We start from the raw sequence: 23,953 nt of genomic DNA, 5'->3' as shown, positions 1-23,953 counted from the left end.
GCCCCACGGGCGCCATCTGCATTTTCGGGGCGGTGATGGTTAACCGTTGCTTTCCCCGGTTCCCGCAATGCGACGGGTTTTCCTAAAGGTTGTTTGAAATTGAGCTGATATACCCTTGGTTCAGGCCTGTCATGGCTCTGCATCCGGGATAGCGGCTGCAGGCTCTGCCAGCCACGCTCCCCGCCATCACCGGCAGGAGTGCCGTCTGTCGCTTGTTTTCCGGGATGCTGGGCGCATGAAGCACCCCCTGCAGGAGGTTGGGATGAATCTGATCGCGAATTTCGCGGTTATGGCCTCGCGCCGCACGATTTTCGACGTGCCGGTCTGCGATCTCGGATGGGACGACGCGCTCGTCTTCATCAACGAACTGGCGTCGCTGCCGGTCGGCCAGACGGTCATCTCCTTCGTCAATGCCCACAACATGCTGATGACGCTGCGCGATCCGGAATATCGCGACATCCTCGAACAGAACCTGGTTCTGCCCGATGGTATCGGCCTCAACATCGCCTCGCAGGTTTCGCATGGCGGCCCGTTCCCGGCCAATCTCAACGGCACGGATTTCGTCCCCGCACTGCTGACCTTCATGGAGACGCCGCGCCGCGTCGGCCTGATCGGCGGCAAGCGCGCCGTCGTCGAGCGCGCTGCGGCGAATTTCGCCAAGCATGCGCCCTGGCACGAATTCGTCGTCATTTCCGATGGTTATTTCGACAAGGACAATCCCGTCGATGTCATCGCCGAGCTCGACGCCCAGAAGGTCGACATGCTGATCATCGGTATGGGCACGCCGCTGCAGGAAAAGTGGGCGCATCGCCATGTCCGCCCGGAACATGCCCGTCTCGTGCTGACGGTCGGCGCGCTCTTCGATTTCGTCTCGGGCGAGATCCCGCGCGCGCCGGAAACGGTGCGGATGATGCGGCTCGAATGGGCCTACCGATTGGTCCAGGAGCCATCCCGCCTCTGGCGCCGTTATGTCGTCGGCATTCCGGTCTTCCTGTTTCATGTGCTGCAATACCGGTTCAGCCGGCGCGAGCGGATGTTGAAGCTTGATGGTGATCGCGGCAATTCTCTGCCGCCGCAGAAGCGCAGCGGAACGCATCAATAGCGGCCTCCTGAACCGTTCATTAACCATTTCTTTGCCATGATTGTTTAGGCTCGATTAATACTCGCTGAGCCGCGGGTAATGGCCGGACCATCACGTGCGTGAGAAGTGGCATCCATGTATGACAATAAGGCATTGAACGGCAGACGGACAGGCGCCCCGCTCGGCGCGCGGGAAGCATCGCGCGGCGGTCATGCGCCTGCGGTTCGTCCCTCCGAAGCCGAATTGCTGCGTGTCATCGAAAAGGCGCTCGAAGAGCAACGCCAGGCGCGGGCGAGGGCAGAGGCTCCGCTGACAAGCCGTATCGAAGCCATTCTCGCTCCGCAGTTCGCGCCCGCCAATGACGCGCCATCGCAGCCGGTGAAAGCAGAAAAGCCCCCGGTCCAGCCTGCCGCCATTCCGCAGCTGCCGGAACCGGTATTCGTCCCCGCCAATACCAACGACATCCCCGCAGCCGTCGATGACGAGCCGCTCCATCTTCCCTTGAAGCCGATTGCGTTTGCGCTTGTTGGCCTGATGCTCGGCGCGGCCTTTCCGCTCATGATGCCGCAGGCGCCCGTCCGCTATGCCGCCGCCACCGTGCTGCATGTCGGCGGCGATACGGCGACTCGTCCGGCGCTGACGCAGGCGGCCGCGAAGAAGCTGGTCTCCGCCCCGATGATCGCCGCGGCCGTGGTGTCGCTGAAGCTCGACCGCGATCCTGAATTCGCTGGCGAGAAGCCCAACGCCGTCGGCATCGCCCTCGATCTTTTGTCCGGCAACGGGGCGGCGGCAGACGCCGCGTCCCGCGCCGAGGCGTCTCTGGCAGCAGCCGTCGAAGCCGTGCCGGATGGCGGCACCGGGCTCGTCAGGCTCAATGTCTCCACCGCAAGCGCCGAGAAATCCCGCCAGATCGCCGCGCGCCTGTCAGGCATGCTGCTCGCGTCGCCGGCAGGCAGTGCTGCCGGATCGGACGGCACGTTGAAGAAGGCCTATGAGCAGGCCCGCGCCGAACTTGACGCTTTCACGGCCAAGACCGGTGAAGGCAACGTCAAGGTTGCCATCGACCTTCAGCAGCGGATCAACCAGCTGGATGCCGATCTCAAGGTTGCCGAACAGCGTATTACCCTCTCGAAGGAGCGCGCCGATCGCCTGAAGGCGGCCAAACCGGCCGATGTCGTCGATGGCGTGCTGCCCACCGATATGATGTCGCCAGTGCTGCTGGACGCGCGTGACAGATATGCCGCCGAGAAGGCAACGCTTTCGCAGCTCTCGATCGATCTCGGCCCGCGTCACCCGAAGCTTCTTGCCCAGCAGGGGATCGTCGATGGACTTCGCGACAAGCTCTCCCGCGAAGTCTCGGTGCAGGCGAAGGATGCCGCCGTCGATGCCAAATCCGCCGTCGACGCGCGCCGCAAGCTCAGCGACGAACGCAACGGCCTGATCGCCCAGAGCCGCGATACCGGCGTCGATCTCGCCAAGCTGACTGAGCTGCGCGACAAGGCGGATGCAGCCAAGTCGCGGCTCGATACGACCCTGCCTCAGGCTGGCATGGGCGACGGCAACATCTCCATGCAGGTCGCTCCGCAGGTCTTCGCGATCGCGACCGGCTACAGCACGCCCCTTCGCTCCGCGATCGGCGGCGGCATCGGCCTGATCATCGGTCTCGCGGCCTCGATGCTGTCAGGCCTGTTTCGCAGGCGACAGGAAGACCCGCTCGATCTCCTGGATATCCCGGTGATCGTCGAGCCGCCCGCCGTCCAGCAGCCGGAGCCCGAGCCGGAGCAGCCGGACGATCTCACCGCGCTGCGGGCCGAACTGGCAGAGTTGCGCAGCCGCTTCCAGAGCTATGCGGCAACTGGCCGCTAACTGCGATTTCTCCTCGCGCGGCGGCATCATTGCCCTTGCATTTGCCGCTTTTAAACAGGATAGGGCGTTCTGAGGCAAACGGCGTGGCGGGCGAAGGCCTAGCTTCGCACGCGATGGCACAGGCGGGAGAGACGCGTGACGACAGTGATCGATGGCAAGCAGGTAGCCGCTTCGGTGATCGAAACCGTGAAGGCGGCGACGGCATCGCTCGAAAAGCAGAGCGGCGTGAAGGCGGGTCTTGCAGTGGTGATCGTCGGCGATGACCCGGCAAGCCATGCCTATGTCAATTCCAAGAGCAAGATGGCGAAGGAATGCGGCTTCAAGTCGGTGCAGTACACGCTGCCGGCCGAAACCAAGCAGGAAGAGCTTGCCGCTCTCGTCGCATCGCTGAACGATGACGCCTCGATCCACGGCATTCTCGTGCAGCTGCCGCTGCCGAAGCCGCTGAACAGCGAGCCGATCATCCAGTCGATCCTGCCGGAAAAGGATGTCGACGGCCTGCACGTTGTCAACGCCGGCAAGCTCGCCACCGGCGATCTCGAAACCGGTCTTGTCTCCTGCACGCCGGCCGGCGCCATGGTCTTCGTTCGCCGCACGCATGGTGAAGACCTCTCCGGTCTGAACGCCGTCGTCATCGGCCGCTCGAACCTCTTCGGTAAGCCGATGGCGCAGCTGCTGCTGAACGCCAATGCGACCGTCACCATCGCGCACTCGCGCACCAAGGATCTGCCGGCCGTCTGCCGCAATGCCGATATTCTGGTCGCAGCCGTCGGCCGTCCCGAGATGGTCAAGGCCGATTGGGTAAAGCCCGGCGCAACCGTCATCGATGTCGGTATCAACCGCGTTCCGGCACCGGAAAAGGGTGAAGGCAAGACCCGCCTCGTCGGCGACGTCGCCTTTGCGGAAGCCGAACAGGTTGCCTCGGTCATCACCCCGGTTCCGGGTGGAGTCGGCCCGATGACGATCGCCATGCTGATGGCCAATACCGTGATCGCCGCTCACCGCACCGCAGGCCAGAAGCCGCCGCAGTTCTGATCAGCTGCGCGGGGCAGGGCCTGTCGATCCCCTGACGATCAGTTCCGCTTTCCAGAGCTCCTGCTCGGGGAAGGCGGCGGTCTGCTTGACCGTTCCGATCAGGCGCTGCGCGATGCGGGCGCCTGCGGCGCGCAGCGACGAGCGCGTTGTCGTCAGCGGCACGGAAAAATTCTCCGGCTTCAGAAGCGGCAGCACGTCGTCATGGGCGATCAGCGAGATGTCTTCACCGAGCTTCAGTCCCGCCTGGTTGACGGCGCGGATGGCGCCGAGCGCCAGCACCGTACTTGAACAGAGGATCGCCGTCGGCCGCTCCGGCAGCTGCAGGAACTGCTCCATCGCCACCATCCCCTGTTCGTCCGTCATCAGCGAGTGGCTCATGCAGTCTTCGTTGAGATGCAGCCCGCGCTCGCCAAGCGCGGCCTCGACGCCTTCTCTCCGCCGGATTGCGAAATCCAGATGCGCCGGGCCGTTCATGAGCCCGAAGCGCGTATGCCCGAGCTGCAGTAGGAGCTTCGTCGCATCGTAGAAGGCGGCTTCGTTGTCGATGTCGAGATAGGGGTAGTCGGGCTCCGTTCCATGCGACCGGCCATGGACGACAAAGGGCGTCGAAAGCGATTTCAGCATCGCAAGCCGGGGATCGTGGCCGCGCATATAGGCGACGAACAGCGCATCCACATTGCCGCTGATCGCCAGCCGCCGCAGCGCGCCGACCTCGTCATCGGGGTCCGATGGCATGATCACGAAATGGAAGTCGTGACGCAGCGCTTCCTCGCCAAGCCCCGCCAGGAATTCGCCGAAATGCACGTCGGACTGATGGCCGGGAGCGGTCGGCATCACGAGGCCGATCGAGCCCGCCTTGCCGGTCGCCAGGCGCTGGGCCGCCTTGTTCGGGCGATAGCCGGTTTCCTTGACAGCCTGGAGCACACGCTCGCGCGTCGCCTCATTGACTTCGGGGTAGCCATTGAGGGCGCGGCTGACGGTCGTCTGGGAAAGACCGAGCAATTCCGATAGCTGTTTGAGATTCACGTGCTATGCTTCCTCCGCCGGTTTCTGCACGCAACGGTTTCTCCCGGACCGTTCAAAGCGCTTTTAAATTATGTAGCATTTGGTCCGCTTGACTCAAGAAAAATCGCTCCATATTCCCGTGTAAGCGTTGCTGCAACGCGAAATTTGCCAGTGTTTGCGCGGTATTCGCGAATTAGCTTGACTCCGTTCGGAGGAAAGTGGAATGACTTTGTTGTCAAAGCGCTTTGAAAGGCTCCGGTGAGAGGCTGAAAGTGCGGTTGGGATTGTGATGGGAGGTTGATCACATGAAAAAGATTTTTCTGATGGGCGTCGCTGCGGCGGCGCTTTTTGCAGGTAGCGTCTCTGCTGCCGATCTCAAGTTTCCTCCGGGGCAGGACGCCAAGTTCAACTGGAAGAGCTACGACGAATTCAAGGCATCGCATGCCGACCTCAAGGGTCAGCCGCTGACGATCTTCGGACCGTGGCGCGGCGAAGATGAAGCCTTCTTCCGCAGCATTCTTGCTTATTTCACCGAAGCGACCGGTATCGAAGCCACCTACTCGTCCTCGGAAAACTACGAGCAGCAGATCGTCATCGACACCCAGGCCGGTTCGCCGCCGAACGTCGCGATCCTGCCGCAGCCGGGCCTTCTTGCTGACCTCGCCAGCAAGGGCTTCCTGACGCCGCTCGGCGACGATACCTCCAAGTGGGTCAAGGACAATTACGGCGCCGGCGACAGCTGGGTCGGTTACGGCACCTACAAGGGCAAGGACGGCAAGGAAGGCTTTTACGCATTCCCTTACAAGGCCGACGTGAAGTCGCTGGTCTGGTATGTGCCTGAAAACTTCAAGGAAGCGGGCTACAAGGTCCCGACGACCATGGAAGAGCTCTTCGCTCTCACCGACCAGATCGTTAAGGACGGCGGCGTTCCGTGGTGCATCGGTCTCGGTTCTGGCGGCGCAACCGGCTGGCCGGCGACCGACTGGATCGAAGACATCATGCTGCGCACGCAGAAGCCTGACGTCTACGACAAGTGGACGACGAACGAAGTGAAGTTCACCGATCCGGCCGTCGTTGCCGCGATCGAGGAATTCGGCAAGTTCGCCAAGAACGAGAAGTATGTCGATGGCGGCGTTGCAGCCGTGGCTTCGACCGACTTCCGCGACAGCCCGAAGGGCCTCTTCGCCGTTCCGCCGAAGTGCTACCTGCATCACCAGGCTTCGTTCATCCCGTCCTTCTTCCCGGAAGGCACGAAGCTCGGCCAGGACGCCGACTTCTTCTACATGCCGACCTATGCCTCGCATGCCGATCTCGGCAAGCCGGTTCTCGGTGCAGGCACGCTGGTCTCGATCGCCAAGGACTCGAAGACGGCCCGCGCCTTCGTCGACTTCCTGAAGACCCCGATCGCCCATGAAGTCTGGATGGCTCAGTCGAGCTTCCTGACGCCTTACAAGGGTGTCAGCACGGCGGCTTACGCCAACGAGCAGATGAAGCGCGAAGGGGAAATCCTGACCACGGCCACGACCTTCCGCTTCGACGGTTCGGACCTGATGCCGGGCAAGATCGGCGCCGGTGCCTTCTGGACCGGCATGGTCGATTTCGTCGGCGGCAAGTCTGCCGAAGATACCGGCAAGGAAATCCAGGCTGCCTGGGACGCCATCAAGTAATCATCGTTGTCAGATGCCGCGGCTCGGCCGCGGCATCGCTGCATGCAGGGCCGGATCCTCAAAGGGGTTCGGCCGGCGCCAGCACTGTGGTCAAACGCGTAGAGAAGTTGACGCAGGCCGGCGTAAGCCCTTCAGATAGACAGGGGTAGCAGGGGAGGGACGAATGCTATCGCAGATAGTTTCCGCTTTGGGCGTGGTGGTCGTGGCGGTTTTCGCCTGCTCGGCCTACTTTTATTTCTCGAACAAGATCTTGGATCTGGCGCTGCCGGTGAAGGATGGCGACATCCGCGCCGCATCGCGCAATCTCAATCGCCGCGGCTTGATTCGCCCCTGGCTGTTCATCGGCCCGGCGCTGCTTCTGCTCGTCGTCTATCTCGTCTATCCCGTCGTCGCGACGCTGATCCTGTCGTTCTACGATCGCTCGGGCGTCAATTTCGTCGGCTTCGCCAACTATCAATGGGCGCTGGGCGATCGCGAATTCCGCCAGTCGATCTTCAACAACATCCTCTGGCTTGCCGTTGTGCCCGCCGCCTGCACCTTCTTCGGTCTCGTCATCGCCGTGATGACCGACCGCATCTGGTGGGGCAATATCGCCAAAAGCATCGTCTTCATGCCGATGGCGATCTCCTTCGTCGGCGCCTCCGTCATCTGGAAGTTCATCTACGAATATCGCGGCGGCAACGACGTCCAGATCGGCCTGCTGAACGCTATCGTCCAGCTCTTTGGCGGCACGCCCGAAGTCTGGATCTCGGTTCCCTTCTGGAACAATTTCTTCCTGATGGTCATCCTCATCTGGATCCAGACCGGCTTCGCCATGGTCATCCTCTCGGCTGCCCTTCGCGGCATTCCCGAGGAGACGATCGAGGCCGCCGTCATCGACGGCGCCAATGGCTGGCAGATTTTCTGGCGCATCATGGTGCCGCAGGTCTGGGGCACGATCGCCGTCGTCTGGACGACCATCACCATTCTCGTCCTCAAGGTCTTCGACATCGTTCTGACGATGACCAACGGCCAGTGGCAGACCATGGTGCTCGCCAACCTGATGTTCGACTGGATGTTCCGCGGAGGCGGGGATTCCGGCCGAAGCGCCGTCATCGCGCTGATCATCATGCTGGCCGTGACGCCGATCATGGTCTGGAACGTCCGCCGCGCCAACCGCGAACTCGGAGGCCACTGAGATGACTGCGACTGCAAGCTTCTTCAAGATCGGCCCCGCCCGTCTGTTCGTTCACGCCTGCGTTCTCCTGATCGTCATCATCTGGCTGATCCCGACGCTCGGCATCTTCGTCAGCGCGCTGCGTGACAAGGACCAGATCGTCGTCTCCGGCTGGTGGACTTCGTTCGCGGGTTCCACCCGCACCGTCGCCGCCCGCGTCGGCGGCGTCGACCAGCAGAAACAGGAAGGCGCGACCTATGTGATCGCGGGCAACCTGTTGCAGGGCCAGGAAGGTCATTCGCTGACCGCCTTCGGTACCCGCGTCCAGCAGCCCTCCGCCTACAAGGCCGGCGAAACCGCCGATCTCGGCGAGGGCCTGTCGCTGCAGGTCAATGCCGACGGCAGCTACCGCTATTCGAAGCCGGCGGCCTTCACCGATGACGATGCCGGCCGCCGCGTCTATGTCGCGGTCTCGACGCCGCCGGAATTCACCCTCGACAATTACCGCACCGTTTTGACGGGCGAGGGGATCGGCCAGTCCTTCATCAACTCGCTGACGGTGACCATCCCGGCAACCATCATTCCGATCCTGATCGCGGCTTTCGCGGCCTATGCGCTGAGCTGGATGGAATTCCCCGGCCGCGCGCTGCTAATCGCGCTGGTCGTCGGCCTCATCGTCGTGCCGCTGCAGATGTCGCTGATCCCGCTTCTGCGGCTCTACAATCAGGTCGGCATGCTGCTCGACGCGCCGTCCAAGACCTATCCCGGCATCTGGCTGGCGCATACCGCCTTCGGTATGCCGCTCGCCATCTATCTGCTCCGCGCCTATATCGCGGGGCTGCCGAAGGAGATCATCGAGTCCGCCCGCGTAGACGGCGCCAGCGATTTCGAGATCTTCGTGAAAATCGTTTTGCCCTTGTCCTTCCCCGCGCTCGCGTCCTTCGCGATCTTCCAGTTCCTGTGGGTGTGGAACGACCTGCTCGTCGCCATGGTTTTCCTCGGCACCGACAGGCAACACCTCGTGCTTACAGGTGCGCTCAATGCGCTCCTCGGTTCGCGCGGCGGCAACTGGGAAATCCTGACGGCCTCGGCCTTCGTCACCATCATCGTGCCGCTCTGCGTCTTCTTCGCGCTGCAACGGTATCTGGTGCGCGGCCTGCTGGCGGGCTCGGTCAAGGGCGGTTGATCAATCCCAAGACCTGACTTCGCATAGGAAAGCACATGAGCGTGGCATCTCAACCCCAACTGGCTGACGACAAGGACTGGTGGCGTGGCGCGGTGATCTATCAGATCTATCCGCGCTCCTACCAGGACTCCAACGGCGACGGCATCGGCGACCTCAAGGGCATCACCGCCCGGTTGCCACATGTCGCAAGCCTCGGCGCCGACGCCATCTGGATCTCGCCGTTCTTCACCTCGCCGATGCGCGACTTCGGTTACGACGTGTCGGATTACGAGAATGTCGACGCGATCTTCGGCACGCTCGTCGATTTCGACACGCTGATCGCCGAAGCCCATCGTCTCGGCATCCGCGTCATGATCGATCTGGTCATCTCGCACTCGTCGGACCAGCATCCCTGGTTCGTCGAGAGCCGCTCCAGCCGCACCAATGCCAAGGCCGACTGGTATGTCTGGGCGGATGCGAAGCCGGATGGCACGCCGCCGAACAACTGGCTGTCGATCTTCGGCGGCTCCGCATGGGCGTGGGATCCGACGCGCATGCAATATTACATGCACAACTTCCTGACCTCGCAGCCGGACATGAACCTTCATAATCCGGAGGTGCAGAACCGTCTGCTCGATGTCGTCCGCTTCTGGCTGAAGCGCGGCGTCGATGGCTTCCGCCTGGATACGATCAACTTCTACTTTCACGACAAGCAGCTGCGCGACAACCCGGCGCTGGCACCTGAACGCCGCAACGCCTCCACTGCGCCGGCCGTGAACCCCTATAATTTCCAGGAGCATATCTACGACAAGAATCGCCCCGAAAATCTCGAGTTCCTGAAGCGCTTCCGCGCCGTGCTCGAAGAATTTCCGGCGATCGCCGCCGTCGGCGAAGTCGGCGACAGCCAGCGCGGCCTAGAGATCGTCGGCGAATACACGTCCGGAAACGACAAGATGCATATGTGCTATGCCTTCGAGTTCCTGGCGCCCGATCCGCTGTCGCCCGATCGCGTCGAAGAGGTGATGAAGGATTTCGGCCGTGCGGCGCCCGATGGCTGGGCCTGCTGGGCCTTCTCCAACCACGACGTCATGCGCCATGTCAGCCGCTGGGGCTCGCTGGTCTCCGATCACGATGCCTTCGCCAAGCAATATGCATCGCTGTTGATGACGCTGCGCGGTTCGGTCTGCCTCTATCAGGGCGAAGAACTCGGGCTGACCGAAGCCGACCTGGCCTATCAGGATCTTCAGGATCCCTACGGCATCCAGTTCTGGCCGGAATTCAAGGGTCGCGACGGCTGCCGTACGCCAATGGTCTGGGACAGCCAGGTCGCCCAGGGCGGTTTCTCCACGGTCAAGCCGTGGCTGCCGGTTCCGGTCGAACACATCCTGCGCGCCGTCAGCGTTCAGCAGGGTGACGAGAACTCGGTGCTGGAGCATTACCGCCGCTTCCTCGCCTTCCGCAAGCAGTTCCCGGCTTTTGCAAAGGGCGAGATCGCTTTTGCCGAGCCGCAGGGCGACGCGCTGATCTTCATGCGCGAATATGGAAACGAGAAGCTGCTCTGCGTCTTCAATATGGGCGCTGCCGAAACCGCCGTGGCGCTGCCCGAGGGCAACTGGCAGGCGTTGACGGGTCACGGCTTCACCAGCAATAACTACGGTGGGAAGATAGATATTCCGGCGTGGGGCGCATATTTCGCCCGGCTCGCCTAAGAAATCAGAGGGAGGCACTGATGACAGGACTGTCGCTTAAGGAAATTCGCAAGTCATACGGTTCCGTGGACGTGCTCCACGGCATCGACCTTGAGATCAATCAGGGCGAGTTCATCGTTTTCGTTGGTCCTTCCGGCTGCGGCAAGTCTACGCTGCTGCGCATGATTGCCGGCCTCGAGAACATCACTGGCGGCGACATGTACATCGACGGCCAGCACGTCAATGACGTGCCGCCGTCGAAGCGCGGCATCGCCATGGTCTTCCAGTCCTACGCGCTCTACCCGCACATGACGGTCTTCGATAACATGGCCTTCGGCATGAAGATCGCCGGCGAGAGCAAGCAGGAGATCGACCGTCGCGTCCGCGCCGCTGCCGAGAGCCTGCAGCTCACCAAATATCTCGACCGCCTCCCGAAGGCGCTCTCCGGCGGTCAGCGCCAGCGTGTCGCCATCGGCCGCGCCATCTGCCGCAACCCGAAGGTCTTCCTCTTCGACGAGCCGCTGTCAAACCTCGACGCGGCCCTTCGCGTCGCAACCCGTATCGAGATCGCCCGTCTGAACGAGCAGATGGCCGATACGACGATGATCTACGTCACCCACGACCAGGTCGAGGCGATGACGCTGGCGGACCGCATCGTCGTTCTTTCCGCCGGCCATATCGAACAGGTCGGCGCCCCGCTCGAACTCTACGAGCGCCCGGCAAACCTCTTCGTCGCCAAGTTCATCGGCTCGCCGGCCATGAACATTATCCCGGCTGTCGTTGCCGAGGCTGGTAGCGCCACGACGGTGACGCTCACCGGCGGCAAGTCGGTCACGCTCGATATCGCAACTGCGGCGTCGGAGAAGGGCAAGTCGGCAAGCTTCGGTGTGCGCCCCGAGGATCTGATCATCGCCTCGGGCGACGACTACCTGTTCGAGGGCGAAGTCTCGATCGTCGAAGCGCTCGGCGAAGTGACGCTGCTTTATATCGAAGGCCTCGTTCAGGGCGAACCGATCATCGTCAAGCTGCCGGGCACCATCGACATCAAGAAGGGTCAGAAGATGCGGTTCTCGGCCGATCGCCAGAAGCTGCATCTCTTCGATGCCGAAGGCCGCACCTATCGCCGCTGAGGATGTCGCGGCCAAATTTGGGGGCTTTGAAAACAAGCCCCCAAACGTGTCTCTCCAATACCTTCTGTTAAGTCCCGGCTGCTAGCATTCCCCCATTGTATTGAGTGGGGTTACGGTCTTGGGTATTGCCAATCCATCGCCATCTGGGCATTTTTTGAATAAGGAAGAATCCTTCATGTACGACCGCGAACAGCGGTTCAAAATGGAGGACACGATGAACGCGGCGCGTCTCGAATATACCGAGAAGGGCGTCATGCACATGGCCTCGCGCCGTTGCGATATCATCCGCATTTCCATGAGCTCGGCGGTTCTCGCCATCCTGACGCAGTTCAATCTGCCGAAGCAGTTCTATCTGGATATTCCGGATGCGCGCATCACCAAGGTCGGCTGCATGCTGATGCGGGTGAATGCCAACAACACCGTCGAAGTCCGCTTCCTGCGCCTGCTGACGCAGAAGGAGCTGAACAAGATCTTCGTCTACAGCACGCATCCCGCTCATCGCGACTACGTTCTCGACGTACGCGGCTGATCGGCTGCAAGGCACGAAAGAAAAAGCCCGCGATCGTCTCGCGGGCTTTTTTCGTTTCAGTGGAAGAGAACGCTCGCCCCGTGGTCGGAGGCGCCGACCGCCCGGCGGAAGGGCGCGAAGAGCTCGCGGCCCATGCCATATTCGTTCTCGGAGAGGTCGGCCGTCACCGGCTCGCGCTCGGCCATGGTCGCGGCGTCGACGAGCACTTCGAGCGTGCCGCGGATCGCGTCGAGACGGATGATATCGCCATCCTTGATGCGCGCGATCGGGCCGCCCTCGACAGCCTCGGGGGTGACATGGATTGCAGCCGGAACCTTGCCCGATGCGCCGGACATGCGCCCGTCGGTCAGCAGCGCCACGCGGAAGCCGCGGTCCTGCAGCACGCCGAGCGGCGGCGTCAGCTTGTGCAGCTCAGGCATGCCGTTTGCCTTCGGACCCTGGAAGCGCACGACGGCAACGAAATCGCGGTTGAGCTTGCCTTCCTTGAAGGCGTCCTGCAGCTCCTGCTGGCTGTGGAAGACGATCGCCGGTGCCTCGATGATGTGGCGCTCCGGCTTGACGGCGGAGATCTTGATGACCGCCTTGCCGAGATTGCCGCGCAACATCTTCAGGCCGCCATTCGCCTGGAACGGCGTCTCGATGCTGGCGAGCACCTTCGGATCGTGGCTCTTCTCAGGGGAGGGCTCGCGCACGACAGTGTTGTTCTCGCCGAGGCGGGCGTCGATCGTATAGGCTTCAAGGCCCTGACCGGCGACTGTGCGCACGTCGTCGTGCAGCATGCCCTGCTTCAGCAGTTCCTTGATCAGGAAGCCCATGCCGCCTGCCGCGTGGAAGTGGTTCACGTCGGCAAGACCGTTCGGATAGACGCGGGCCAGCAGCGGGATCTCTTCCGAGAGCTCGGCAATATCCTGCCACGTCAGCTGGATGCCGGCGGCGCGTGCCATCGCCACGAGATGCAGCGTATGGTTCGTCGAACCGCCCGTTGCGTGCAGGCCGACGACGCCGTTGACCACCGAGCGCTCGTCGATCATCTCGCCGGCCGGCGTGAACTCGTTGCCGAGCGCGGTGATCGCCAGCGCACGCTTCGCGGCTTCACGAGTCAGCGCTTCGCGCAGCGGCGTGCCGGGATTGATGAAGGACGAACCGGGCAGATGGAAGCCCATGATCTCCATCAGCATCTGGTTCGAATTGGCGGTGCCGTAGAAGGTGCAGGTGCCCGGGCCGTGATAGGACTTGGATTCTGCTTCCAGCAGTTCGGCGCGGCCGACTTTGCCTTCGGCATAGAGCTGGCGCACGCGCGACTTCTCGTCGTTCGGCAAGCCCGTCGTCATCGGGCCTGCGGGCACGAAGATCGACGGAAGGTGGCCGAAGGAGAGGGCGGCGATGACCAGGCCCGGAACGATCTTGTCGCAGACGCCGAGGAACAGCGCCGCATCGAACATGTTGTGCGACAGGCCGACGCCTGCCGACATGGCGATCAGGTCGCGCGAGAAGAGCGAGAGCTCCATGCCCGGCTGTCCCTGGGTAACGCCATCGCACATGGCAGGCACGCCGCCCGCGACCTGGGCGATGCCGCCGGCTTCGGCGGCCGCTTGCCGAATGATCGCCGGATAGGTCTCGAACGGCTGGTGGGCCGAGAGCATGTCGTTATAGGCGGTGATGATGCCGAGGTTCGGAACGCGGTCGCCGGCGAGCGCGTCCTTTTCGGCGGGGGAACAGACCGCGAAGCCGTGGGCGAGGTTGGCGCAGCCGAGGATCGACCGGACGGCACCCTTCGATGCCGCGCCGCGCAGGCGCTCCAGATATCGCTCGCGCGTCGGTTTGGATCTCTCGACAATGCGGGACGTGATCGCAGAAATGCGTGCGTTAGCGGACATGGGAGTTATCCTGCCTTGGTTGCTGTTCAAATTGTATGTTCGCGGCTCGGCCCGAAGGCTTGGTTTACGGAGCCCAGTAGATATCGACAGGCGTCGCCGCCCGCCGCAGCACGGCCCGGATCGGCATCTCTGCCTCGTCTCCGGCGCCTTCAGCCTTCGTTAGCACGTCCTTCTTGCCCTGGCCTTCGATATGAAGCACCAGGAGCTTGGCGTCCTGAAGGCTGGAGAAAGTGAAGGTCAGGCGCGGTTCGCCCGCATCCTGCGCTTCCATGGTGATGATGCCGCGCGGCGTCTTTGGATCCAGCGCAACAGCCAGGTTGTTGCCGCCGGGGAAGAACGAGGCGGTATGACCGTCGCCGCCCATGCCGAGGATGACGATATCGAACGGGTTGCCGATCGATGCCGTCTCCGCGGCGGCAAGCTTCGCGGCCGTTTCCGCGGAGCCCGTGTCGTGGAACAGCGGCAGGAACCGCGCCGCCTTTGCCTTGTTCTGCAGCAGGTTGCTGGCAACCAGCAGATGGTTGGAGCGGTCGCTGGTCGCGGGCACGAAACGCTCGTCGACGAGCGTGATCGTCACCTTCGGCCAGTCGAGGTCCCGCGTCGAAAGCGCCTGGAAGAAGGCTTTCGGCGTGGAGCCGCCGGAAACGGCGATGGTGGCCGTTCCCTTCGCTGCGATCGCCTTGGAAAGCTCGTCCGCTACCTTGTCTGCAAGGTTGGCGGCCAGTTCCGCGGCATTGGCAAAAGCATGCATGGTCGCTGCCATCGCTGTTGATCCTAGATGTTGTCGTGCCAGGTGCGGCCGTCGCGCTCGATGAGTGCGATAGCTTGGCTCGGGCCCCAGGTGCCTGCGGTGTAACCTTGAACCAGCTGGCCGGTGGATTCCCAGCCCTTCAGGATCGGGTCAACCCAGTCCCATGCCGCCTCGACTTCGTCGCGGCGCATGAACAGCGTCTGGTTGGAGCGGATGACGTCCATCAGCAGGCGCTCGTAAGCATCCGGGTTACGGACATGGAACGCTTCCGCAAAGCTCATGTCGAGCGAAACGTTGCGCAGGCGCATGCCGCCCGGACCCGGGTCCTTGATCATCAGCGACTGCTTGACGCCTTCGTCCGGCTGCAGGCGGATGATCAGCTGGTTCTGGCTGATGCGGCCGGCAGACTGGTCGAAGACCGAGTGCGGGATCGACTTGAAGGTGATGACGATTTCCGACATGCGGCCGGCAAGACGCTTGCCGGTGCGGATGAAGAAGGGAACGCCGGCCCAGCGCCAGTTGTTGATCTCGGCCTTGATGGCGACGAAGGTTTCGGTATTGGAAACGCCGCCTTCCAGCTCTTCGAGATAACCCTTGACCGGACCGGTGCCGGACGCGCCGGCGCGGTACTGGCCGCGAACGGTGAACTGCTCGACATTCGAGGCGTCGATCGGCTTCAGGGCGCGCAGCACCTTGAGCTTCTCGTCGCGAACGGCTTCGGAGTCCATCGAGGAGGGAACTTCCATCGCCGTCAGGCAGAGCAGCTGCAGGATGTGGTTCTGCACCATGTCGCGCAGCGCGCCAGCCGTGTCGTAGTAACCGGCGCGGCCTTCGAGGCCAACGGCTTCAGCCACGGTGATCTGTACGTGGTCGATATAGTTGGCGTTCCACAGCGGCTCGTAGAGAGCGTTGGCAAAGCGCAGCGCCATCAGGTTCTGCACGGTTTCCTTGCCGAGATAGTGGTCGATACGGAAGATCTGCTCTTCTTTGAAGACCTTGCCGATCGTGTCGTTCAGCTGCAGGGCGGAAGCCAGGTCGCGGCCGATGGGCTTCTCGACGACGATGCGCGTCGACTTGGTGATCAGCTTGTGCTCGTGAATCTTCTGCGAGATATCGCCGAAAATGCCCGGGGCAACGGCGAGATAGAAGGCGCGAACGCGATCCTTGCCGTCGTCGAGCAGCTTCTTCAGCTTGTCCCAGCCGCCGTCGGAGCGGGCGTCGACCGATACGTAGTGCAGGCGCTTGCAGAACTTCTCGACTTCAGCCTCGTCATACTCGCCCTTCTTCAGGTGCTCCTTGAGAGCTTCCTGGGCGAATTTGCGGTATTCCTCGTCGGTCAGCGGGCTGCGCGAAGCGCCGATGATGCGGGTCGGCTCGGTGAACTGGCCCTCGATCTGGCGGTGATAGAGCGCCGGCAGAAGCTTGCGCTCGGCGAGATCGCCACTGCCGCCGAAGACGACATAGTCAAAGGGTTCAACGGGAATGATTTGGCTGCTCATGAGCTTTTCTCTCAATCAGTCTGGTTGGCGGCCGTTTTAATCTAATCGATTTAAAAAAGCCAGTGTGCGATGCAATGAATCTCTCGGGTCCCGGTTTTAAAGCGAATTGACCCGAGAGGAAATCCCGCAATCGCCCTAAAACTTGTCGCGCAGCGCGAACCAGGACAAGGCTAGAAACAGCAGTGGGGCACGCATTGCCGCACCGCCTGGAAAAGCCGGGATATCGAGCTCCTTGAAGAGATCGAGATCGGCGGATTTTCCAAGCACTGTTTCTGCATAAAGTTTGCCGCAGTAATTTGACAGCATGACGCCGTGCCCGGAATAACCGCCGATCGATGTGACATTTGGCATCACTTCGCGCACGAACGGCTGCCGCGGCATCGTGATCCCGACGGAGCCGCCCCAGGCATGCGTGATCTCGACATCCTTGAGAGCCGGATAGATCTCGGTGATCTGCCGGCGGATATGATCGGAAATGTCGCGCGGGTTATCCGCCGTATAGGCCTCGCGCCCGCCAAACAGCAGCCGGCCATCCCTGGATTTGCGGAAGTAGCGCACCACGAAGCGCGAGTCCGCCACCGCCTCGCTGCCTGGAATTACCGAGGGAAAGCTGTCGAGCGGTGCCGTCGCGCCGATGAAGGAGCGGATCGGCATCACATGGCTTGCGGTGACCGGTTCCAGATTGCCGATATAGCCGTTGCAGGCAATCAGCGCCTTGTCCGCGGTGATCGTCCCCTTCGGCGTATCGATCTTTACCTTGCCGCCTTCGTTGCGCACGGCATTTGCCGGCGTCATCTCGAAGATCTGCGCGCCCGCATTGGCTGCGACACGGGCGAGCCCGATCAGAAGCTTCAGCGGGTGGATATGCCCGGTGCCGGTGTCGCGTACGCCGCAGTAATAACGCTTCGAACCCAGTCGTTCCTGCGTCTCCTGCCTGTCCATGAACTGGACATGCGGATAGCCGTAACGTGAGGCAGCGATCTCCGCGTTTTCGATATAGGAGCGCTTGTAGCTCTCCTTGTGCGCCACGTTGATTTGCCCGGGCATGAACTCGATGTCGATCTGGTGTTCGCTGGCGAAATCGAGAAGATGCTTCTTCGCCCCTTCCGCCAGGTCGAACAGCGCCCTGGAGCGCTCGTAGCCGATCTTCTCTTCTAGTTCCTCCGGCCACCAGCGCTGGCCGGTGCCAAGCTGACCACCGTTGCGGCCGGATGCGCCATCGCCGAAGCGGTTGGCGTCGATCAATACGACCGACACCCCCGCCTTGGCGAGATTATAGGCTGCCTGCAGCCCTGTATATCCGCCGCCGACGATGGCGACGTCGCATGTCTTCGATCCGTCAAGTTCCGGATAGGTCGCCCGCTCGCCCGCCGTTGCCTGATACCAGGAAACGCCGGGCGCGATGGGGCTCTGCCAGTCTTGCTTCACAGCCATGAGGAACGCCTCCTCACACGTTGAGCAACAGGAACTCGCGCTCCCAGGGGCTGATCACTTCCATGAAGGTCTCGAACTCGCCGCGCTTGACGCCGGCATAGAGGCCGATGAACTCTTCGCCAAATACCTCTTCGAAGGCCGGCTCGTCTTCCATCAGCGCGATCGCTTCCAGCAGGCCACGCGGCAGGTCGATCGATCCCTCGTTGGCGGAATCCTCGGTCGGGGCGGTCGGCTCGATCTGCTTGGTGATGCCGAGCAGACCCGATGCCAGCGATGCGGCAAGCGCCAGATACGGATTGGCATCCGAGCTCGGCAGCCGGTTCTCGACGCGCCGCGCCTGCGGATCCGAAACCGGAACGCGGAAGGCGGTCGTGCGGTTGTCGTAGCCCCAGGCGTTGTTGACAGGGCAGGACATGTTCGGTGCCAGGCGGCGGTAGGAATTCACGTAAGGCGCCAGCATTGCCAGCGCGCTCGGCACGTATTTCTGCATGCCGCCGATGAAGTGGAAGAATTCCTTGGAGGGCGAACCGTCCGGATTGGAGAAGATGTTCTTGCCCGTGCCTTCATGCACCACCGACTGGTGGATGTGCATCGCCGAACCCGGCTGGCCCTGCATCGGCTTGGCCATGAAGGTGGCGTAGATGCCGTGCTTCAGCGCCGCCTCGCGGATCGTGCGCTTGAACATGAATACCTGGTCGGCAAGCTCGATCGGATTGCCGTGGCGCAGGTTGATTTCCAGCTGCGCCGGGCCCTCTTCATGGATCAGCGTGTCGATCTCGAGACCCTGCTTTTCCGAGAAGTGATAGATGTCGTCGATCAGTTCGTCGAACTCGTTGATCCCGGCGATCGAATAGCCCTGACCGCCGAGGATCGAACGGCCGGAGCGGCCCTTCGGCGGATGCAGCGGATAATCCGGGTCGTCGTTGGTGGCGACCAGATAGAACTCGATTTCGGGCGCGACGACCGGCTTCCAGCCGCGGGCGCTGTAGAGCCCCATGATGCGCTTCAAGACGTTGCGCGGCGTGTAGGACACCTCGGCGCCGTCGGAATTGACGATATCGCAGATCACCTGCGCCGTCGGATCGGTTTCCCACGGCACCACCGACAGCGTCGAAAGGTCGGGCACCAGCTTCAGGTCGCTGTCGCGCGGCTCGTAGCGGAAGCTTTCGGTCTCCTCGGGATAGGCACCGGAGATCGTGTGGCGGTAGATTGCCGAAGGCAGTGCGAGCGAGGTGTTGGAGGTGAATTTCGATGTCGGCATCATCTTGCCGCGCGGAACCCCGGCAAGGTCCGGCGTGATGCATTCGATGTCTTCGATGCCGCGTGCCCGTAGCCACTGTGCCGCTTCCTTCCAATTCGCTACGCCGCGCGACGACCCAGGGTCAGGGGGAGTCTTGATCGTGGGGCGGACGTTCTTGGCAGGCTTAAGCGTCGTCTTTTTTGGAGACATGACACACCGGTTACGTTGATCGGAAGGCCATCATAGCCAGAGTTTGGCAATTGGCGAGGGGGGTAGAGACGTTGACTTTCGCCATTTGATAGAAAAAGAAGACGCCGTTCAGAGAAGGATCGGGGCGTGGCAGAAAAAAGCGATGTGATCGTCATCGGCGCGGGCGCCGCCGGCATGATGTGCGCCATTCGCGCCGGTCAGCGCGGCCGCTCCGTGCTCGTCCTCGATCACGCCAAGACGCCGGGCGAGAAGATCCGGATTTCCGGCGGCGGCCGCTGCAACTTCACCAATATCCATGCCGGCCCGAAGAATTTCCTCTCGGCCAATCCGCATTTCTGCAAGTCGGCGCTCGCCCGCTTCACCCCCGCCGATTTCGTTGCCATGGTCGATCGCCACAAGATCGCCTGGTACGAGAAGACCCTCGGTCAGCTGTTCTGCGACGACAGCGCCAAGGACATCATCCATATGCTGCTCGACGAGATGCGGTCGGCCGGTGCCGAATGGCAGCTGCGCACCGAGATTACCGGCATCGAGAAGACCGATGGCGGCTTTCGCGTCAGCACATCGGAAGGCGCCTACGATTGCGCCTCGCTTGTCATCGCCACCGGCGGCAAGTCGATCCCGAAGATGGGCGCCACCGGCTTTGCCTATCGCATCGCCGAGCAGTTCGGTCTCGCCATGACCGAAACCCGCCCCGGCCTCGTGCCGCTGACGCTCGATCCCGTCCTGCTTGAAGCGATCGCACCGCTCTCGGGTATCGCCGCCCCGGCAGAAATCCGCCACGGCAAGACGGCATTCCGGGAAGCGCTGCTTTTCACCCATCGCGGCCTCAGCGGTCCTGCCATCCTGCAGATTTCGTCCTACTGGCGTGAAGGCGAGGGAATTACCGTCGATATCGAACCCGATGTCGATCTGCTCCAGCATCTGAAGAAAGCCAAGCAGGTGAACGGCCGCCAGTCGGCGCAGACGGCGCTCGCGGAAATCCTGCCGAAGCGTCTCGCCCAATATCTTACCGAGCGCGAAGGCATCTCCGGCAACATGGCCGATCTCTCCGACAAGGCGCTTTCAAGGCTTGCCGATGCCGCGCAGAACTGGACCGTCAAACCTTCGGGTTCCGAAGGATACCGAACGGCGGAAGTGACGCTCGGCGGCATCGACACATCGGCGCTTGACTCCAAGACGATGGAAGCGAAGGCCGTTCCCGGTCTCTATTTTATCGGCGAATGCGTCGATGTTACCGGCTGGCTCGGCGGCTATAACTTCCAATGGGCCTGGGCCTCGGGCTTTGCGGCAGGTGAATCCTTATAGGGTCGAATCCGGATCAATAGATTCAAGACTTCTTAAGCCGGGTGCGCCATCGTGTCCCAATGGCGTCCATGGAACAAGCTGCCCATTTAAAGCTTTACCGGACAGCCATTTTGATGGATTGTTACAGTATTGAGAAAGTGAGGTCCTTTACATGAATAGGAACACACGCCGCGCTCGCGCCATCGCAATCGCCCAGGCAAAGCCTGATACCAAGCTTGCGACGCTCCGCTTTCTCATGTTGGCCACCGGTGCAACTGCCGCGATTATCGCACTTCTGATCGCCCACACCATCTGACCATTCCCGCAATTGTCATATAAATAGCGGCTAGCCCTTTCGTGCCAGCCGCTTACGGGCGGCCATAAGTACGATTTCAAACGATTTGGCTTATCCGAAAATTAATATCTCTTCTGTCACACTTGCTGAAACTATGGGCATCCCGTTCGCGCGGCGATGACTTGGCAATGACTGCCGCCTGAGCCCTCGGGTTTCCCATTATTCCAAAAAAGTCAGCTCGATGCACTCGGCCGGCGCCGCAACAGCAGCCGGTGGGAGGAGTGGTGTATGGAAGGCCGGTATAGCCATGTTCATTGATAAGATCCTGTCGCGCTTCAAGATCAAGACGAAGGTGTTGATCTTCGTTCTGCCTTTCGTCGTCGCCATCTCGGCCGTCGGCCTTACCGGGCTTTATGCCTCGGGCATGCTGCAAGGGCGCATGGAGATTTCGAACAGCATCCTGCAGTCGCTCAGCGGCTTCAAGGATCTCTACGGTTCGATGGACGACTTCCTGCAGAACACCAATGAGCAGGCTCGCGACAAGCTCTATACGGATATCAAGACGCAGGGCCAGACGCTGAATTCCACGCTGTCGCAGATCGGCGAGAATGCCGGCCGCGAGAACCTGCAGGCCGCGATCGATGGCACCAGCGCCATCTCGGGTACTGTCGGCAAGCTCTGGACGCTGCATGAGCAGGAAGTCACGCTGCGCCAGCAGATCGAAGACTCCCAGAAGGTGATGATCACCAACCGCTTCAACGTCAGCTATGACGCCCGCCAGCTCGAAGAGAGCGTGCGCACCGATGAAGGCAACGCGACCGCGACGCTGCGCGCCGCCGACCGTCTGCTCAAGGGCGGCGACACGCTGGCGACGGCCATGAACGATTTCAGCAAGGCGCAGCTTCCTGCCGACAAGCTGAAAGTGGTGACCACGGCGCTGCCGTCGATCATCAAGGCCCAGCGCATGATCGAAATCTCGGTTCCGCAGAACCAGAAGAGCATGACGCAGTCGATGGCCCAGACCATCAGCGACCTGAAGACCCAGGCAGCCGCACCTGATGCCGGCACCGATGACGGTGTCGCCAATCTCGGCCGCCTCGTCTCGCGCTTCCGCCAGATGTCGACCTACACGCAGCTCACGGCAACGCAGATGATGCGCGAAGCCACCACCACCTTCGTCCAGCTCGACAGCCGCATCGCCCAGACCAACTCGGTTCTGGAAGACACCCGCCGTCTCGAGACCTCGATCTATTCGCTCCAGCTCGTTCTCGCCGATTTCAGCGCCAAGCCGAGCAAGGAAAACCGCGTTCGCCTGAACCAGGAAATCGCCACCCTCAACACCATGCTGAACACCCTGCAGGCCAGCGCCAAGGGCATGGATTTCGCCAGCGACATCATCGCTGCGATCAATCCGGCACTGGTCTCGATGGACAAGGACGCACAGAGCCTCGTCGACGTCATCAACCAGCGCGTTGCCGACTATGCCGCTGCCCGCCAGGAGCTCGACAGTGTCTGGGGCCAGCTGACGAGCTTCGCCGAACTGCAGAAGCAGACGGCCGGCGCCGAGCGCGATCAGGCCAACAGCATCTCCGTCGGCACCACCGGCCTCGGCATCCTGGTCTCGATCATCGGCGGTATCGCCCTGGTCCTGACCCTGCAGCGCCCGATCGGCCAGATCACCGCCGCAATGCGCCGCATCGCAGACGGCGCGCTCGACACCAGCATTTCCGGTGAGCAGCGCTTCGACGAAATCGGCGACATGGCCCGTGCACTGGGCATCTTCAAGGAAAACGCAATCTCCAAGATCCGTATCGAGGAGCAGAGCGACGAGGAGCGTCAGGCCGCCGAACACGAGCGCCAGCGCAACGATGCCGAAAAGCGCGAGATGGACCGCCAGATCGAATTCGCGGTCAACGAGCTCGCTGCCGGCCTCGAGCGCATGTCGCAGGGCGATATCTCCACGACTATCGACACGCCGTTCATCGGCCGCCTCGAGCAGCTGCGTGAAGACTTCAACGGCTCGATGCTCCGCCTCCAGGCAACGATGAGCCAGATCCGCGACAACGTGCAGATGATCCAGGGCAACGGCAACCAGATGGCCCAATCGGCCGAAGATCTCGCCAAGCGTACGGAACAGCAGGCGGCGTCTCTCGAAGAAACCGCCGCTGCCGTCGACGAGATCACCGTCACCGTCCGTTCGTCTGCCGAACGCGCCAAGGATGCCGACCAGATCGTCCGCCAGGCCAAGCGCAGCGCCGATGACTCGGCGACCGTCGTCGGCAAGGCGATCGACGCCATGGGCCGCATCGAGGATGCATCGCGTCAGATCGAGCAGATCATCGGCGTCATCGACGAGATCGCCTTCCAGACCAACCTGCTCGCTCTCAACGCCGGTATCGAAGCCGCGCGTGCCGGTGAGGCGGGCAAGGGCTTTGCCGTCGTCGCCATGGAAGTCCGTGAACTCGCCCAGCGCTCCGCCGCTGCCGCGCAGGAGATCAAGGGCCTGATCAACAAGTCGACCACCGAAGTCAGCTCCGGTTCGCAGTCCGTCCAGGAAACCGGCACGGTGCTCGCGAAGATCAGCGCCCAGATCGTCACCATCAGCCAGCATGTCGAGATGATCGCCCGCGCCAGCCACGATCAGTCCGGTGCGCTGCAGGAAGTCAACGCCACCGTCAACTCGATGGATCAGATGACCCAGCAGAACGCCGCGATGGTAGAGGAAACGACCGCCGCCAGCCGCGAGCTCGCCTCGCAGGCCGACAGCCTGCTGGCCCTCGTGCAGCAGTTCAAGATCGACGGCGAAACGCACGCGACCTACTATCGCGCCGCCTGAGACCAGCGAAAATTCAGACTATGAGAACGGCGCCGCAAGGCGCCGTTTTGTTTGTGCGGAATGTCTGAAATATGGACGCAAAGGTTGTGTTTCGAACGCGACGTCGCTGATTTTCTACCGATGTTCGAAAAGATGCTGACGAATAGTCATATTTATACAAGTTATTACAGCGTTTTCAGATAATTAGCGGATAATTTTCCTT

The 23,953-nt window shown here is 62.0% G+C and carries 18 protein-coding genes; 12 read left to right on the top strand and 6 right to left on the bottom strand.

What is annotated here, in order from left to right; all coding sequences use genetic code 11:
- The first annotated feature begins 262 nt into the window (after nt 1–262).
- The 3 genes from ACODR6_RS24650 (at nt 263) to folD (ending at nt 3,982) form a co-directional block, all read left to right on the top strand.
- Entirely contained in the window at nt 263–1,102 is an 840-nt protein-coding gene (locus ACODR6_RS24650; protein ID WP_199626193.1) for a WecB/TagA/CpsF family glycosyltransferase, read from the top strand.
- Nucleotides 1,103–1,216: 114 nt separating this feature from the next.
- Entirely contained in the window at nt 1,217–2,947 is a 1,731-nt protein-coding gene (locus tag ACODR6_RS24645; protein ID WP_489024958.1) for a GumC domain-containing protein, read from the top strand.
- Nucleotides 2,948–3,082: 135 nt separating this feature from the next.
- Complete coding sequence (folD, locus tag ACODR6_RS24640; RefSeq protein WP_449099115.1) at nt 3,083–3,982, top strand: bifunctional methylenetetrahydrofolate dehydrogenase/methenyltetrahydrofolate cyclohydrolase FolD; 900 nt, start codon at nt 3,083–3,085, stop codon at nt 3,980–3,982.
- Here the strand turns inward: folD and ACODR6_RS24635 are convergent, their stop codons facing one another.
- Nucleotides 3,983–5,008: a LacI family DNA-binding transcriptional regulator gene (locus tag ACODR6_RS24635; RefSeq protein WP_112713234.1), complete on the bottom strand. Its 1,026-nt coding sequence runs from the start codon at nt 5,006–5,008 to the stop codon at nt 3,983–3,985.
- A gap of 284 nt (nt 5,009–5,292) precedes the next feature.
- Here ACODR6_RS24635 and ACODR6_RS24630 point away from each other — a divergent pair, with 284 nt between their 5' ends.
- From ACODR6_RS24630 to ACODR6_RS24605, 6 genes are all read left to right on the top strand, one after another.
- On the top strand, nt 5,293–6,654 hold the full coding sequence (locus ACODR6_RS24630) for an ABC transporter substrate-binding protein (protein WP_112713232.1): 1,362 nt from the start codon (nt 5,293–5,295) through the stop codon (nt 6,652–6,654).
- Between the two features lie 163 nt (nt 6,655–6,817).
- Complete coding sequence (locus tag ACODR6_RS24625; RefSeq protein ID WP_130279045.1) at nt 6,818–7,831, top strand: carbohydrate ABC transporter permease; 1,014 nt, start codon at nt 6,818–6,820, stop codon at nt 7,829–7,831.
- A gap of 1 nt (nt 7,832) precedes the next feature.
- The gene (locus ACODR6_RS24620; RefSeq protein WP_112713228.1) at nt 7,833–8,996 is read left to right on the top strand and encodes a carbohydrate ABC transporter permease; all 1,164 of its coding nucleotides are present in this window, start codon (nt 7,833–7,835) and stop codon (nt 8,994–8,996) included.
- Nucleotides 8,997–9,031: 35 nt separating this feature from the next.
- Nucleotides 9,032–10,684, top strand: coding sequence for a beta-galactosidase BglA (gene bglA / locus ACODR6_RS24615; RefSeq protein ID WP_112713226.1), 1,653 nt, complete (start codon nt 9,032–9,034; stop codon nt 10,682–10,684).
- Nucleotides 10,685–10,704: 20 nt separating this feature from the next.
- Complete coding sequence (locus ACODR6_RS24610) at nt 10,705–11,793, top strand: ABC transporter ATP-binding protein (protein WP_112713224.1); 1,089 nt, start codon at nt 10,705–10,707, stop codon at nt 11,791–11,793.
- Nucleotides 11,794–11,968: 175 nt separating this feature from the next.
- Nucleotides 11,969–12,322 (top strand): hypothetical protein, encoded by a 354-nt coding sequence (locus tag ACODR6_RS24605; protein ID WP_112713222.1) that lies wholly within the window; start codon nt 11,969–11,971, stop codon nt 12,320–12,322.
- Nucleotides 12,323–12,378: 56 nt separating this feature from the next.
- Here the strand turns inward: ACODR6_RS24605 and edd are convergent, their stop codons facing one another.
- The 5 genes from edd to ACODR6_RS24580 all read right to left on the bottom strand — a co-directional run bounded on the left by edd (nt 12,379) and on the right by ACODR6_RS24580 (nt 19,333).
- Nucleotides 12,379–14,199: a phosphogluconate dehydratase gene (gene edd, locus ACODR6_RS24600; RefSeq protein ID WP_112713220.1), complete on the bottom strand. Its 1,821-nt coding sequence runs from the start codon at nt 14,197–14,199 to the stop codon at nt 12,379–12,381.
- A 64-nt stretch (nt 14,200–14,263) separates the two neighbouring features.
- Nucleotides 14,264–14,962: a 6-phosphogluconolactonase gene (gene pgl, locus ACODR6_RS24595; protein ID WP_489024953.1), complete on the bottom strand. Its 699-nt coding sequence runs from the start codon at nt 14,960–14,962 to the stop codon at nt 14,264–14,266.
- Nucleotides 14,963–14,973: 11 nt separating this feature from the next.
- Nucleotides 14,974–16,449 carry a glucose-6-phosphate dehydrogenase gene (gene zwf, locus ACODR6_RS24590; RefSeq protein WP_199626196.1) on the bottom strand — a complete coding sequence of 492 codons (1,476 nt, stop codon included), beginning with the start codon at nt 16,447–16,449 and terminating at the stop codon, nt 14,974–14,976.
- 135 nt (nt 16,450–16,584) lie between these two features.
- A complete protein-coding gene (locus ACODR6_RS24585; protein ID WP_489024950.1) occupies nt 16,585–17,883 on the bottom strand; it encodes an NAD(P)/FAD-dependent oxidoreductase in 1,299 nt (432 codons plus the stop codon).
- 13 nt (nt 17,884–17,896) lie between these two features.
- Nucleotides 17,897–19,333 (bottom strand): glutamine synthetase family protein, encoded by a 1,437-nt coding sequence (locus ACODR6_RS24580; RefSeq protein WP_112713212.1) that lies wholly within the window; start codon nt 19,331–19,333, stop codon nt 17,897–17,899.
- Between the two features lie 126 nt (nt 19,334–19,459).
- Between ACODR6_RS24580 and ACODR6_RS24575 the strand changes: the two genes are divergently transcribed.
- The 3 genes from ACODR6_RS24575 to ACODR6_RS24565 all read left to right on the top strand — a co-directional run bounded on the left by ACODR6_RS24575 (nt 19,460) and on the right by ACODR6_RS24565 (nt 23,751).
- A complete protein-coding gene (locus ACODR6_RS24575) occupies nt 19,460–20,641 on the top strand; it encodes a BaiN/RdsA family NAD(P)/FAD-dependent oxidoreductase (RefSeq protein WP_489024948.1) in 1,182 nt (393 codons plus the stop codon).
- A 151-nt stretch (nt 20,642–20,792) separates the two neighbouring features.
- Complete coding sequence (locus ACODR6_RS24570; protein WP_199626200.1) at nt 20,793–20,936, top strand: hypothetical protein; 144 nt, start codon at nt 20,793–20,795, stop codon at nt 20,934–20,936.
- Between the two features lie 286 nt (nt 20,937–21,222).
- On the top strand, nt 21,223–23,751 hold the full coding sequence (locus ACODR6_RS24565) for a methyl-accepting chemotaxis protein (protein ID WP_489024947.1): 2,529 nt from the start codon (nt 21,223–21,225) through the stop codon (nt 23,749–23,751).
- The last annotated feature ends 202 nt before the right edge of the window (nt 23,752–23,953 follow it).

The sequence above is a fragment of the Rhizobium sp. FG96 genome (assembly GCF_057808655.1).
This window is presented reverse-complemented; position numbering and strand designations above follow the sequence as displayed.

Bases quoted from the DNA above. Each gene is read 5' to 3' on its own strand.
- zwf (WP_199626196.1), bottom strand. From the start codon at position 16,449: ATGAGCAGCCAAATCATTCCCGTTGAACCCTTTGACTATGTCGTCTTC.
- ACODR6_RS24565 (WP_489024947.1), top strand. From the start codon at position 21,223: ATGTTCATTGATAAGATCCTGTCGCGCTTCAAGATCAAGACGAAGGTG.
- ACODR6_RS24610 (WP_112713224.1), top strand. From the start codon at position 10,705: ATGACAGGACTGTCGCTTAAGGAAATTCGCAAGTCATACGGTTCCGTG.
- ACODR6_RS24580 (WP_112713212.1), bottom strand. From the start codon at position 19,333: ATGTCTCCAAAAAAGACGACGCTTAAGCCTGCCAAGAACGTCCGCCCC.
- ACODR6_RS24645 (WP_489024958.1), top strand. From the start codon at position 1,217: ATGTATGACAATAAGGCATTGAACGGCAGACGGACAGGCGCCCCGCTC.
- ACODR6_RS24630 (WP_112713232.1), top strand. From the start codon at position 5,293: ATGAAAAAGATTTTTCTGATGGGCGTCGCTGCGGCGGCGCTTTTTGCA.
- ACODR6_RS24570 (WP_199626200.1), top strand. From the start codon at position 20,793: ATGAATAGGAACACACGCCGCGCTCGCGCCATCGCAATCGCCCAGGCA.
- edd (WP_112713220.1), bottom strand. From the start codon at position 14,199: ATGTCCGCTAACGCACGCATTTCTGCGATCACGTCCCGCATTGTCGAG.
- ACODR6_RS24650 (WP_199626193.1), top strand. From the start codon at position 263: ATGAATCTGATCGCGAATTTCGCGGTTATGGCCTCGCGCCGCACGATT.
- ACODR6_RS24585 (WP_489024950.1), bottom strand. From the start codon at position 17,883: ATGGCTGTGAAGCAAGACTGGCAGAGCCCCATCGCGCCCGGCGTTTCC.
- ACODR6_RS24620 (WP_112713228.1), top strand. From the start codon at position 7,833: ATGACTGCGACTGCAAGCTTCTTCAAGATCGGCCCCGCCCGTCTGTTC.
- ACODR6_RS24605 (WP_112713222.1), top strand. From the start codon at position 11,969: ATGTACGACCGCGAACAGCGGTTCAAAATGGAGGACACGATGAACGCG.
- bglA (WP_112713226.1), top strand. From the start codon at position 9,032: ATGAGCGTGGCATCTCAACCCCAACTGGCTGACGACAAGGACTGGTGG.
- pgl (WP_489024953.1), bottom strand. From the start codon at position 14,962: ATGGCAGCGACCATGCATGCTTTTGCCAATGCCGCGGAACTGGCCGCC.
- ACODR6_RS24625 (WP_130279045.1), top strand. From the start codon at position 6,818: ATGCTATCGCAGATAGTTTCCGCTTTGGGCGTGGTGGTCGTGGCGGTT.